This is a genomic window from Gardnerella phocaeensis (genome assembly GCF_048545075.1).
Taxonomy (GTDB): Bacteria; Actinomycetota; Actinomycetes; order Actinomycetales; family Bifidobacteriaceae; genus Bifidobacterium; species Bifidobacterium vaginale_J.
Window position 1 is genome coordinate 1 of record NZ_JBKQXS010000004.1, and the last position, 13223, is coordinate 13223.

Sequence of the window (13223 nt, forward strand, 5' to 3'; positions counted from 1 at the left end):
AGTTTGGGGGATTTCTTTACGAGCACTAAAAGAGGACTGATGGAGCAACGTTCGTAGAGAACAAAGTATGCATGAGAGTCTTTAACAGCCAAAGCGACTGAAGGACGGGACGTGCGAGGAAAGAAATTCCCAAAAACTCGCGCCACATTAAACAAATAGTAATATAAACTATAAAATATGAGTTTTTTGCGATTGGCGTTAGCGCAGATAGATACCTGCGTTGGGAATATTGATAGCAACGTTGAAAAAGTTTTGAAGTATGCTGCGCGCGCAAAGCAGTCGGGTGCTCGCATGGTTGTATTTCCTGAGATGACTTTGACTGGGTATCCTATTGAAGACCTCGCCTTGCGTGCAACTTTCCGCACAGCTGCACAAAAAGCTGCAGACTTGCTTGCGTCAAAACTTTCGGAAGAAGGCTTGGGAGAGCTTTACGTAGTAGTTGGAACTGTTGGCTTTGACGAGTCTGCTGGAAAGCCTCGAAACAGGCTTCTCGTGTTGCATGAAGGTAAATCTGTGTTGCAATACGACAAGCATTTCTTGCCAAATTATGGTGTTTTTGACGAGTTTCGTATTTTCTCTTCTGGCAATAAGTGTGAGCTGCTGGAAGTAGATGGGATGCGTCTAGGCTTTGCTATTTGCGAAGATATTTGGCAAGACGGCGGTCCTGTTGCGCGTTTGGCAAAACTTGGTATCGATGCGCTAATAACTATGAACGGTTCTCCATATGAGGAAGGTAAAACTCATGTGCGCTTGAGTTTGGCTCAAAAGCGCGCTGTTGAAGTCAATGCGCCAGTCGTATATGTGAACCAGGTTGGCGGTCAAGATGATTTGGTTTTTGACGGTGGAAGTTTTGTTGTTGATTCTGACGGAACTTTGCTTGAACGCTCGGCAATGTTTGATGAAGATTTGTCGTTTGTTGATTTTGATAACTCGCTTAAAAAGCAGAAAGTTTCAAGCATTGCTCCAAAACTTGACGCAGACGAAGAAGTGTATTGTGCGTGTGTTGTAGGTCTTAGAGATTACATGCGTAAGAATGGTTTTAAGGGTGTGTGCTTAGGGCTTTCGGGAGGAATTGATTCTGCTTTAGTAGCTACTATGGCTGCTGATGCGTGCGGTGGAGAAAATGTGTATGGCATTTCTATGCCAAGCATGTACTCTTCGGACGGTTCTAAAGACGATGCGCGCGATTTAGCAGAGCGAATTGGCGCTCATTACGATGTGCAACCAATTGAACCGCTTTTTAAAGCTTTCCAATCGCAACTTTCATTAGAAGGTGTTGCTGCAGAAAACTTGCAAGCTCGCGTTCGTGGCGTAATCGTAATGGCATATTCAAATTCGCGCGGTGTTTTGGCGCTCGCAACTGGTAATAAATCGGAGCTTGCTTGCGGATATTCTACTATCTATGGCGATGCGGTAGGAGGGTATGCTCCTATTAAGGATTTGTTTAAGACGCGCGTTTGGGCACTTTCTCGTTGGAGGAATCGCGCTGCAAATGCTGGAGTAGGCATTGGTATGCTGCCAATTGTTGGATATGAAGATTCTGAGCAAACAGAAGCTACGAAAGCTAAAGCTCCGCAAGATGGTGTGCTTATTCCTGTTAATTCTATTATTAAGCCTCCGAGTGCAGAGTTGCGTCCAGGGCAAAAGGATTCTGATTCTTTGCCTGAGTACGATTTGCTTGATCGCGTTTTAGAGGCTCATATTGAGCTTGCTCATGGTAGAGCGGATTTGCTTGCAGATGGTTTTGACGAGCATACTGTTGACACGGTTATGCGTTTAGTTGATCGCGCAGAATGGAAGCGCAGGCAGTATCCGCTTGGGCCAAAAGTAAGTGCTATTGCTTTTGGCAGGGATCGCAGAATGCCTGTTACCACAGCTTTTCGTGAATAAATGTGATATATTTCACTAGATTTTTTGCAAAACTGCTCGTGTATGCGTTTACCTATGCTTTAACATTGTTATTAAGGCAGCGTGAAGATGCGTTGCGGGTACAAAAGGAGTCTAAACATGACATCAGTTGATGCGCCAGTTCTCAGTGAAGAGGATCTTCGTACCGAAGCGTGGAATGGTTTTACTGACGGCAATTGGAAGAAAGACATTGACGTACGCGACTTTATATTAAAGAACTATACGCCATATGAAGGTGACGAAAGCTTCTTGGCAAATGCCACTGAAAAAACGAAGCACATGTGGAAGTATCTCGACGACAACTACTTGGCTGTTGAACGTGAACGTCGTGTTTATGATGTTGAAACTCATATCCCAGCAGGCATCGACGCAATGCCAGCAGGCTACATTGAAAGCCCAGAAGTAGATAACGTAATCGTCGGTTTGCAAACTGATGAGCCTTGCAAGCGCGCTATGATGCCAAACGGCGGTTGGCGCATGGTTGAGCAAGCTATTAAAGAAGCTGGCAAGGAAGTAGATCCTCAAATCAAGAAGATCTTCACCGTTTACCGCAAGACTCATAACGATGGCGTGTTTGGCGTTTACACCAAGAATATTAAGATTGCTCGCCACAACAAGATTTTGACCGGTTTGCCAGATGCTTACGGCCGCGGTCGTATTATTGGCGATTATCGTCGTGTTGCTCTTTACGGCGTGAACATGCTTATTGAGTTTAAGAAGCGCGATAAGGATTCGATTCCATACCGTAACGATTTTACCGAGACTGAAATTGAGCATTGGATTCGCTTCCGCGAAGAGCATGACGAGCAGATTAAGGCTTTGAAGCAGCTTATTAACTTGGGTAACGAGTACGGTTTGGATTTGACTCGTCCAGCTAAGACCGCTAAGGAAGCTGTTCAGTGGACTTACATGGGCTATCTTGCTTCTGTTAAGAGCCAGGATGGCGCTGCAATGAGCTTCGGTCGCGTTTCCGCATTCTTCGATTGCTACTTTGAGCGCGATTTGAAGGCCGGTTTAATTAACGAAACCGACGCTCAGGAAATTATTGACGCTCTTGTTATGAAGCTTCGTATTGTGCGCTTCTTGCGCACTAAGGATTACGACGCAATCTTCTCTGGTGATCCTTACTGGGCAACTTGGTCCGATGCAGGCTTCAGCGAGGATGGTCGCACTTTCGTAACCAAGACTTCGTTCCGTTTGCTCAACACTTTAACTCTTGAGCATTTGGGACCTGGTCCTGAGCCAAACATCACTATTTTCTGGGATCCAAAGCTTCCAGAAGCTTATAAGCGTTTCTGCGCACGAATTTCTATCGACACTTCTGCAATCCAGTACGAGTCCGATAAAGACATTCGTGAGCACTGGGGTGACGATGCTGCTATTGCTTGCTGCGTTTCTCCAATGCGCGTCGGTAAGCAAATGCAGTTCTTTGCTGCTCGCGTGAACTCTGCAAAGGCTTTGCTTTACGCTATTAACGGCGGTCGCGACGAGATGACCGGCATGCAGGTTATCGATAAGGGTGTTATTGACCCAATCAAGCCAGAAGCTGACGGCACTCTCGACTACGAGAAGGTTAAGGCTAACTACGAGAAGGCTTTGGAATGGCTTTCCGAGACTTATATTGAGGCTTTGAATATCATCCACTACATGCACGATAAGTACGCTTACGAGTCCATTGAAATGGCTTTGCATGATAGGGAAGTCTACCGTACGCTTGGTTGCGGCATGTCCGGCTTGTCTATTGCTGCAGATTCCTTGGCTGCTTTGAAGTATGCAAAGGTTTACCCAATCTACAACAAGGATGCTAAGACCACTGAAGGTCACGAGTACGAGTACATCGAGGGCGGCGACGACGACTTAATCGTTGGCTACAAGACTGTTGGCGAATTCCCAGTTTACGGTAACGACGACGATCGTGCAGACGATTTAGCTAAGTGGGTTGTAAGCACTGTTATGGGTCAGGTAAAGCGTTTGCCTGTGTACCGTAACGCTGTTCCAACTCAGTCCATCTTGACTATTACTTCTAACGTTGAGTATGGCAAGAACACTGGTTCCTTCCCATCCGGTCACAAGAAGGGTACTCCGTACGCTCCAGGCGCAAACCCAGAAAACGGCATGGATTCGCACGGCATGCTTCCTTCGATGTTCTCCGTTGGAAAGATTGATTACGACGATGCTCTCGACGGCATTTCGCTTACGAACACTATTACTCCTGACGGTTTGGGTCGTGACGAAGACGAGCGCATTAGCAACTTGGTTGGCATTTTGGATGCTGGCAACGGTCACGGCTTGTACCACGCAAACATCAACGTGTTGCGTAAGGAACAGCTTGAAGATGCTGTTGAGCACCCAGAAAAGTATCCGCATTTGACGGTTCGAGTTTCCGGCTACGCAGTGAACTTTGTAAAGCTCACTAAGGAGCAGCAGCTCGACGTTATTTCTCGTACATTCCACCAGGGTTCAGTTACTGACTGATTTGGTAGATTGCTAAACACCGCCGGGAGCGAGGCTAGTTTCGCTCCCGGCTTTTGTTAATTGCGTATATTATTTATTATTTATTTATAAATAGTTTGGAGGGCAGTTAGATGGCTGAAAACACAGCGTTTCGTACCACAACTCAGCATATGTTGAAGGAGTCAAAAGAGTATGCTCGCCAAACTTTAATGGGTGGTCTTTCTGGATTTGAGTCGCCAATTGGGCTGGACAGAAAAGATCGCTTGGTGGCTCTTAAAACTGGCGATATTGGATTTGTGCATTCGTGGGATATTAACACTTCTGTTGACGGTCCTGGAACTCGTATGACGGTGTTTATGAGCGGTTGCCCGCTTCGCTGCCAGTACTGCCAAAATCCTGATACTTGGAAAATGCGCGACGGCAAGCCAGTCTACTTAGATGCAATGATTAAAAAAGTTGACCGTTATCAAAGTCTTTTTAAGGCAACAGGCGGCGGAATCACATTTTCTGGTGGCGAATCCATGATGCAACCAGCTTTTGTATCTAGAGTTTTTCGTGCTGCAAAAGAAATGGGCGTGCATACTTGCTTGGACACTTCTGGCTTTTTGAATCGCAATTATACAGACGAAATGATTGACGATATTGATCTTTGCTTGCTAGATGTTAAATCTGGTATTGAAGAAACGTATAAAAAAGTAACTGGCGGCTTGCTTCAGCCAACTATTGACTTTGGTCAGCGCTTGGCGAAGGCTGGTAAGAAGATTTGGGTGCGTTTTGTGCTTGTTCCAGATTTGACTTCCAGCGAAGAAAATGTTGAAAAAGTTGCTGAGATTTGCGATTCGTTTGGCGACGCTGTTGAGCATATTGACGTGCTTGGATTCCATCAACTAGGCCGCCCAAAGTGGCATGAGCTTAGGATTCCGTACCCTCTTGAGAATCAAAAAGGGCCTTCTAGAGCACTAAAAGAGCGAGTTGTAAACCAGTTTAAAGACCACGGTTTTGTTGTGTACTAGATTGCGTTTAGATTGCGTTTAGACTGCGTCAAAAATGTAACTGTAATTTAGGTAATCTTTGCGTATCGTATTGTTTTTTTTTTGAAGGATTTTGTATAATTATGCAAATACTCTTTTTTAGAGAAAGGATACGCAATGAAGCGCAGAATAGGTTGTTGGGTTGCATTAGCTTTTGCATTAGCGTTAGCTATTTTTGCAAGGTGTAACGATCAGTTTGGCTTTGGTACAGCGATTATTATTTTAATTGTTTTGCCGATAATTTTGTTGCCGATAAATATCATTGCAGCTTTCGATGAAAAACCTCTTATTGAAATGCCGATAATATCTATTGCTATAACTATTGCTACAGAACTTGCCACTTTCCCAATAAGAGATTTAGGTTTACATGCTCTCTACGTTATTCCAACAGTTTTAGTTTCGGCAGTCGCATTTACTCTTACAAGATTCCTTAAAACTAAACTTGTTAATCACATAAATGGCGAAATAGCAAACAATAAAACAGATTGATTATTTAATTGATTATTTAATTGATTACTTATTTTTGAATAGTCGTAGTTGTGTGCGAAAGTTGAAGCCGTGTTAAAGATGCATAATCTATAACACGGCTTAAATATTTTTTTACGGATATTTTGCAAAAAGTACAGAATATTTTGCAAAAAGCGTAAGAATTTGGCTAAAGCGTGCAGTTGGGAGGCGTACTTGAACGAGGAACCAAAGCTTTTAAAAGAGCCTAGAGAAGGAGTTCCAGAAGTCATTGATACGCTTGAAGCATATAAAGATTATTGCAGCTTGTTGGCAGCAGGTTCCGGTCCTTTGGCTGCAGATGCCGAGCGAGCTTCCGGTTTTCGTTACAGTCATGAAGATTGGTTGATTCAGTTTAAACGAAAAGGTGCAGGAATTGGATTATTAGATCCAATAGAACTTACAAAGCTTGGAGCTGATTGGAACGAATTTAACAAGGCAGTAGGGGATGCGCCTTGGATTATTCACGATTCGATGCAAGATTTGCCAGGATTTTTCGATATTGGTTTGCGCCCGCGTGCTTTATTTGATACCGAGATAGCTGCTAAATTACTTGGTAGAAAGCGCTTCGGTTTAAGCTCTGTAACTGAATATTATTTGGGTTTGACGCTCGCAAAAGAACATTCTGCAGCGGACTGGTCTTACCGCCCACTTCCTAGGGATTGGCGAAATTACGCGGCTTTAGACGTTGAATTACTAATTGAGCTAGAAGAAGTAATGCGTAGCGAGCTAAAAAAGCAAGGTAAGCTTTCCTGGGCGGAAGAAGAATTTAAACACTTACTTAATAAGGGTGCACAAAAGAAAGCTCCGCATCCACGTCCATGGCTTAAAATATCGCATATAAGTGTGCTTATGCACGATCGTGTTGGTCTAGTTATTGCTAAAGCATTGTGGCAAAAGCGAGATGCTTTAGCGCGTGAATACGATATTGCGCCAACTCTGCTACTTTCTGACGCTGCAATTATTGAAGCTGGTAAGCGTAAACCTAGTAATGCGCGTGCGTTTCGTGCTATTCGTTCTTTGAATGAACGAGTGCGAATTCACACTGGCAGTGAGCAAGACAAAATGTTCGAGCGTTACGCTCCAATTCAGCGCAAAATTAGACCATCTATTTGGAAAAACGTTATAGAGAATGCTATTTTGCGCGCTAAATCTGGTGAAACAGCTATGGATGATGTGCACCCAGTACTGCCGAATGGAGCTATTCAACTTAATTCGCGCGAATCTCGTAAAACTAGCGTACTTAAGTCAACAGATACTGACGAGTCGCAAGGTTCTAACGATTGTCAAGATTGCCATGATTCATCAGATTCGCAGTATTTACAGGATATGCAAGATTCCCAAAGCGCTCCTAGATCTATGAAATATTGGCGAGAACATCATCCTAAGCGTTACGAGCGTTTACAAAGAGTAAAAGCTGAGTTAAATCAAATTTCTGAATACACTCATACTCCTGCAGAAATTATTATCAAACCACAGATTATTCGTAATCTTTGCTGGCATGATGATGCGCAAGATATTGATGTTAAAACATTCCTAAGTGAGCATGGTGCTCGCGAATGGCAAACCCGATTGGTAGCTGAGTCCGTAACTCGCGCTATCATGTAACGGTTGTGCCATACGGCAGAAGCTAGAAAAAACGTAATTTCAGGAGCGCAAGCGTGAAAATCAGCGTCAGGAATCTTGAGCCAACTAAAGTTAAGCTCACCATTACCGCAGATCTCGAAGACTTCAAACCATTCTTGGAAGAAGCTCGTAAGGAGATTGCTAAGCAAATTAACGTGCCAGGTTTCCGTAAGGGACATGTGCCAGGCAAGATTGTAGATCAGCGCGTCGGTTTCGCAGCTGTTGCCGGCGAAGCCGTAAATTCCGCTGTACCAGAGCTTTATTCCAAGGCTTTGGAAGAAAAGAAGATTCGCCCAATGGATCAGCCAGAATTTGACGTTCAGGAAGTTCCAACGTCGACTGATGCAGATGCAAGTCTTAAGTTTGTAGCAACAGTTGAGCGTCGTCCAGATTTCAAGTTGAACAAGTTCAAGGGCGTTGAGATTGAAGTTGAGAAGCCAAAGGTTTCCGACAAGGATGTTAAGGAGCGCTTGGAAAGCCTCCGTCAGCGTTTTGCTACTTTGGTTGGTGTTGACCGTCCTGCAGCTAAGGGTGATTACACTAACATTGATTTGGAAGCTCGTATCGATGACGAAGTAGTTGATGCACAAGAGGGCGTAAGCTACGAAATCGGTTCCGGTGTGTTGCTTGACGGTTTGGATGAGGCTTTGGATAGCCTTTCTGCCGGTGAAGAAACCACCTTTGAAGGTACTCTCGAGTCCGGCAAGCACAAGGGCGAGAAGGCTCAGATCAAGGTTAAGGTTAATTCCGTAAAGACTCAGGAATTGCCAGAGCTTGATGATGATTTTGCTCAGGAAGCTTCCGAGTTTGATACTTTGAAGGATTTGAAGGCAGATATTCGCAAGGCTTGCGAGCAGGCTGCTGAAGGTCGTCAGGCAACTAATGCTCGTGACGCATTCCTTGTTAAGCTTCAAGAAGAAGTTGAAATTCCTGTACCAAAGGGCGTTTTGGATAAGGCTGTTTCAGAGCATTTGAAGGGCATGACCCCTGATCCTGAAAAAGCTACCAAGAAGCAGAAGGACGAAGCTCAGCAGGCTGCTGAGAAGGAACTTCGCGACCAGATGGTTCTCGACGCTTTGGCTGAACAGATGGACGTGACTGTTTCCCAGGCTGACGTCACCAACTTCTTGGTTTCTGTTGCTCAGCAGTACGGCATGGATCCAAACCAGTTCATTAACGCAATCGTTAACAACGGTCAGCTTGGTTCTGCTGTGCAGGAAGTTGCTCGCTCTAAGGGCTTGCTTGCTGGTATGCGTGCTGTAAAGTTCGTTTCCGGTGGAGAAGCTCTTGACTTGAGTGCATTCTTGTCTGAGGATGATGACGAAGACGAAAGCGTGAAGGCTGCTTCTGCTGCTGCAGAAGTTGCTGACGAACTTTCTAAGTAGTATTTTTCAAACAAGAAAAAGTTTATACTTTTTCATATTTGCTAAAAACCCAGGGCTTTTTGCTCTGGGTTTTTGTGTTGTTGTTATACTTTAAAGAAAGTGAAAAACAAATAAAATTAAAAACAAATAACATAAGGAAGGCTGCTGCTAATGGAAAAACGCAATTTGCAAATAGTAGGCAGTAAAAAACCTAGTAAGTGTTTGAGCTACGTTTTTACATGTTTACGATTAAGCCTTATTGCTTTTTTTGTTGCAGTTATGGCTGGGTTTGGTGCAATATTATTAACTCTGTTACTACATGCTGTGCAAAACGTAATGTTCGGATTTTCAGAATCTGCTCTTAAACCTTCGCCAGTTGGATTGCCAATATTGCACTACGTTGCTGTTGTATTAATTGTGATGTCTGTTGCTGCAATTATTTGGATGTGGTTATGGACAAAATCTTCTAATCGTATTGTCGATATAGCTCATGCTGTTCGTGGTCAATCGATGCCATGGCATACGACGATTATACATGTATGTTTACAAATTTTTATAGTTGCTTCTGGCGCAAGTTTAGGTAGGGAAGTTGCGCCTCGAGAATTGGCTGCAATGCTTACTCAGAAGTTACTCCGCTTTATTCGAGTTAGTGAATTTCAAGCTCGCGTTTTAGTTGCAAGTGCTGCTGGTGCTGGTTTAGCTGGAGTTTATCGCGCTCCAATAGCGGGTGCGATTATGGCGCTAGGTTTGGTTGCAATTCCATGTTTTTCTCATGACTCGAAATCTTCTTTAAAGCGTTTGAAATGGTATTGGCTTATACAAAAATTTGGTATTTTTACTATTGCGTTATTTATAAGTGAAATTGCATCATTAACTACTATTTTTGTGCTTGGTGATGAACCTTACTATTGTTTGCCACGTCTTGATGACATCCATATTGTCAATACGAGTGTGTTGCTACTTGCAATTATAGTTGGCATTGCTTGCGGTATTGTTGGCACTCTTTTCCATAAGATGATTCATTGGGCTCGCTCTAAGTGTGCTCACAATTATCAAATCTTATATTTTTTGCCGCTAATGGGCTTAGTAACAGGATTAGTTGCATCGTGGAATCCAGCCATTATGGGCAATGGTAGAGCTTTAGCACAATACGCATATAATATTGCAAAAACAAGTATTGCAATTGACAAAAACTCTTTGATAACTTTGCTTCTACTATTTGTTGCAAAAATAATTTTAACAAGTTGCACTCTTCGAGCTGGCGCAAGTGGCGGTGTGCTTCAGCCGAGTATGTCGTCTGGAGCTTGCGTAGGACTGATTATAGGTTTTATAAGTATGAACATTCCGCTTGTTGGTAGCATGTTATCAAGTCAGCCAAAATTATTGATAATAGCTGCTATTTTTGGCGCTGCAAGTCTATTAACTGCAAGCCGAAAGTCATTGTGGTTTGCGCTTTTTTTGGTAGCGCAATTAGTGAATGTGCCTATGATTATGATTATTCCGATGGCTGTTTCTTGTGCTGTATCTAGAAGCATAGCGATAATACCAAAAATTTTTATGCGCAAATAATGTTTGAATTTTTAGTATGGAAAATACAATATGTGCAAAATAAATGCGCCTATGCTAGTTCAGTATTAGCAAAGACGCATTTATTATCAGTAAATATTTTTTAGTTATGTTGACTATTTTAGTTATTTTTTAATTAATTATTATAACTAAATTCTTTATCTGTTATAAAAGTTCCATCATCGTTTGAGAAGATTAAATGCACTCGTACTGGTGCAATAACTTTTTCTTTCACATCATCCTTTGCTGATTGTGACATCATGCTCGATAAGCTATCGCCGTACGATTGTATTCCATTCCTTAATGTTGAAATTTCCCAATCAGATAGGTGTCTTTTTGACTTTGCGTTTATATTGAGCTGATCGCCTTTAGCGTCAAACGTTACGTTGAATGGTGAGCCGTTATTGGCTAATGCACTAGTTACTTTTTCAATTTCCGCTGGATGGCAGTGTACGTATTCTTCAATATTTGCGCTTTTTGGTGCAGAGCAATTGTAATTCGGTTTAAGATTAGTCAAAATTACGTATCCGCCTACTGCAACTACTGCTACAACTATGACAGAAATAAGCCAAATGAATTTTGACTTATGAGCGATTTTGTTTGTTGGATTTGGATAAGCGTTTGCTGGGTAGTTGTTTACTGGTTGTTGATTATTTTGATATACGTTTGGTTGATAACCATTGTTTGGATTTACATTATTAGGGTAATTATTGTTTTGGTACCCGTTGTTTTGGTATCCATTGTTTTCATAACCATTGTTTTGGTACCCGTTGTTTTGATATCCATTGTTTTGATATCCATTATTTTGGTATCCATTGTTTTCATAACCATTGTTTTGGTACCCATTGTTTGGATTTACATTATTTGGGTATGTATTATTTTGGTAACCATTATTTGGATACTCGTTATTTGGCATCGGAGCAGGAGGGTAGTTGTTGTCTGACAATTGGTTAGGATCCATAATTACTCCTTATAATGAATTGATGATCCAATAAAAATATACTAAATAATGCATACTAACATGAGATAATAAGTAAAAATTACATGTGTCGATGTGGATAAAATTTTAGAAATTTGGTGAAAATATTCAATTCAAATAATATTCGCAATATTTTCTATGCGGTCATGCGCACAATGTAGTGTAGAAATAATTACGTGATAACAAGGAGATATAGTGACTGAACTTTTTACAGCTTCTCCTGTGATGGAACAGGCTGAAGCGCCTACATTAACCGATCCTATTTTTAATCGGTTGCTAAAAGATCGCATTATTTGGTTGGGATCTGAAGTAAAAGACGAGAATGCTAATGTTATTTGCGCACAAATGTTAATGCTTGCTGCTGAAGATCCTAAGAAGGATATTTGGCTGTATATTAATTCGCCTGGAGGTTCAATTACTGCTGGTATGGCAATTTACGATACTATGCAATTAATTGAGCCGGATGTTGCGACTATTGCTGTCGGCATGGCAGCATCTATGGGTCAGTTCTTGCTTAGTTCTGGCACTCCTGGTAAGCGTTATATTACCTCGCATGCTCGTGTGCTTATGCATCAACCTTCTGGCGGTGTCGGTGGCACTGCTACGGATGTGCGAATTAACGCAGAGCTTATTATGGATATGAAAAAAACGCTTTCTGAATTGACTGCAAAGCAGACTGGTCATACGGTAGAGGAAATTTACCGAGATAACGAATACGATCACTGGTTTACAGCTCAGCAAGCTTTGGAGTATGGTTTCGTAGATAAAATTGTGACCACTCCTGCTTCTATGCGCGGTGAGGAGTAATTATGGCAAGTGAAGAAGCAAAGTTTGTTGCGCGTGCCGAGCGTTTAGCTGGTTTTGGCGGTGTTACTTCTGCTCAGCGCATTGCTAATCGTTACGTGTTGCCTCAATTTGGCGAGCAAACTCCATACGGCATGAAAACGCAAGATCCTTACACTAAGCTGTTTGAAGATCGCATTATTTTCATGGGTGTGCAAGTAGATGACACTTCTGCTGACGACATTATGGCTCAGTTGCTTGTTTTAGAAAGCATGGATTCTGATCGCGATGTGATGATGTACATTAATTCACCTGGTGGTTCGATGACTGCTATGACTGCGATTTATGACACAATGCAATACATTAATCCAGATGTTCAAACTGTTTGCTTAGGTCAAGCTGCTTCTGCTGCTGCTATTATTCTTGCTGCTGGAGCTGCTGGTAAGCGAATGATTTTGCCGAATGCGCGTGTGCTTATTCATCAGCCTGCAATGGGTCAAGATTTTGGTAAAGCTACTGAAATTGAGCTTCAAGCTAAGGAAATGTTGCGTTTGCGTTCTTGGTTAGAATCAACTCTTGCAAAGCATACTGGTCAAGATATTGAGCGCATCCGTAAAGATATTGAAGTGGATACTATTTTGACTGCTCCAGAAGCTAAAGCTTATGGAATGGTTGACGAAGTGCTTGAGCGCAGAGCATAATTCAATCTTTACAAAGTAGTGAGAATTTATCGATTCTTGCATTTCTTAACAACAAACCCCGGTCGACACGCCGGGGTTTGTGTTTTAGTGCAGATGGTTGTATATTAGTCAAGTTGCCGGAAACAAGGACATGGTTCTTGAGGCTGGAAACATGCGCCAGTAGCCCAACGGATTAGAGCATCTGACTACGGATCAGAAGGTTGCAGGTTCGAATCCTGTCTGGCGCACAAACAAAACGCGAAGCTTTTGCTCCGCGTTTTTTTTTATTCGTATGCAACTCGCTCGGTTTATGCCTCTCAGTTATACT

The 13223-nt window shown here is 42.5% G+C and carries 10 protein-coding genes and 1 tRNA gene; 10 read left to right on the top strand and 1 reads right to left on the bottom strand.

The genetic code is table 11. The features are described from left to right. Positions 1-177: 177 nt before the first annotated feature. The 7 genes from ACJV2T_RS04895 to ACJV2T_RS04925 all read left to right on the top strand — a co-directional run bounded on the left by ACJV2T_RS04895 (position 178) and on the right by ACJV2T_RS04925 (position 10456). Positions 178-1890, top strand: a complete 1713-nt coding sequence (locus tag ACJV2T_RS04895) for an NAD+ synthase (RefSeq protein WP_419399323.1) — start codon at positions 178-180, stop codon at positions 1888-1890. 117 nt (positions 1891-2007) lie between these two features. Beyond that, positions 2008-4383, top strand: a complete 2376-nt coding sequence (gene pflB, locus ACJV2T_RS04900) for a formate C-acetyltransferase (protein WP_419399324.1) — start codon at positions 2008-2010, stop codon at positions 4381-4383. Positions 4384-4493: 110 nt separating this feature from the next. Continuing rightward, positions 4494-5375, top strand: a complete 882-nt coding sequence (pflA, locus tag ACJV2T_RS04905; RefSeq protein ID WP_415682911.1) for a pyruvate formate-lyase-activating protein — start codon at positions 4494-4496, stop codon at positions 5373-5375. A 135-nt stretch (positions 5376-5510) separates the two neighbouring features. Next, entirely contained in the window at positions 5511-5882 is a 372-nt protein-coding gene (locus ACJV2T_RS04910) for a hypothetical protein (protein ID WP_419399325.1), read from the top strand. Positions 5883-6074: 192 nt separating this feature from the next. Then, complete coding sequence (locus ACJV2T_RS04915) at positions 6075-7505, top strand: HRDC domain-containing protein (RefSeq protein ID WP_415682913.1); 1431 nt, start codon at positions 6075-6077, stop codon at positions 7503-7505. 53 nt (positions 7506-7558) lie between these two features. Next, complete coding sequence (gene tig, locus ACJV2T_RS04920) at positions 7559-8908, top strand: trigger factor (RefSeq protein ID WP_012914242.1); 1350 nt, start codon at positions 7559-7561, stop codon at positions 8906-8908. Between the two features lie 150 nt (positions 8909-9058). Further along, positions 9059-10456, top strand: coding sequence for a chloride channel protein (locus tag ACJV2T_RS04925; protein WP_419399326.1), 1398 nt, complete (start codon positions 9059-9061; stop codon positions 10454-10456). 133 nt (positions 10457-10589) lie between these two features. Here the strand turns inward: ACJV2T_RS04925 and ACJV2T_RS04930 are convergent, their stop codons facing one another. Beyond that, on the bottom strand, positions 10590-11414 hold the full coding sequence (locus ACJV2T_RS04930) for a hypothetical protein (RefSeq protein ID WP_419399327.1): 825 nt from the start codon (positions 11412-11414) through the stop codon (positions 10590-10592). Between the two features lie 213 nt (positions 11415-11627). Between ACJV2T_RS04930 and ACJV2T_RS04935 the strand changes: the two genes are divergently transcribed. The 3 genes from ACJV2T_RS04935 (at position 11628) to ACJV2T_RS04945 (ending at position 13143) form a co-directional block, all read left to right on the top strand. Then, complete coding sequence (locus tag ACJV2T_RS04935; RefSeq protein WP_415689832.1) at positions 11628-12239, top strand: ATP-dependent Clp protease proteolytic subunit; 612 nt, start codon at positions 11628-11630, stop codon at positions 12237-12239. A gap of 2 nt (positions 12240-12241) precedes the next feature. Next, complete coding sequence (locus ACJV2T_RS04940; RefSeq protein WP_415686782.1) at positions 12242-12916, top strand: ATP-dependent Clp protease proteolytic subunit; 675 nt, start codon at positions 12242-12244, stop codon at positions 12914-12916. A gap of 153 nt (positions 12917-13069) precedes the next feature. Then, positions 13070-13143: transfer RNA gene (locus tag ACJV2T_RS04945), tRNA-Arg, on the top strand. Positions 13144-13223: the final 80 nt, after the last annotated feature.

Excerpts from the sequence above, each read along its gene's own strand:
- ACJV2T_RS04895 (WP_419399323.1), top strand. The coding sequence starts at position 178 with ATGAGTTTTTTGCGATTGGCGTTAGCGCAGATAGATACCTGCGTTGGG.
- ACJV2T_RS04940 (WP_415686782.1), top strand. The coding sequence starts at position 12,242 with ATGGCAAGTGAAGAAGCAAAGTTTGTTGCGCGTGCCGAGCGTTTAGCT.
- ACJV2T_RS04925 (WP_419399326.1), top strand. The coding sequence starts at position 9,059 with ATGGAAAAACGCAATTTGCAAATAGTAGGCAGTAAAAAACCTAGTAAG.
- ACJV2T_RS04930 (WP_419399327.1), bottom strand. The coding sequence starts at position 11,414 with ATGGATCCTAACCAATTGTCAGACAACAACTACCCTCCTGCTCCGATG.
- pflB (WP_419399324.1), top strand. The coding sequence starts at position 2,008 with ATGACATCAGTTGATGCGCCAGTTCTCAGTGAAGAGGATCTTCGTACC.
- ACJV2T_RS04910 (WP_419399325.1), top strand. The coding sequence starts at position 5,511 with ATGAAGCGCAGAATAGGTTGTTGGGTTGCATTAGCTTTTGCATTAGCG.
- pflA (WP_415682911.1), top strand. The coding sequence starts at position 4,494 with ATGGCTGAAAACACAGCGTTTCGTACCACAACTCAGCATATGTTGAAG.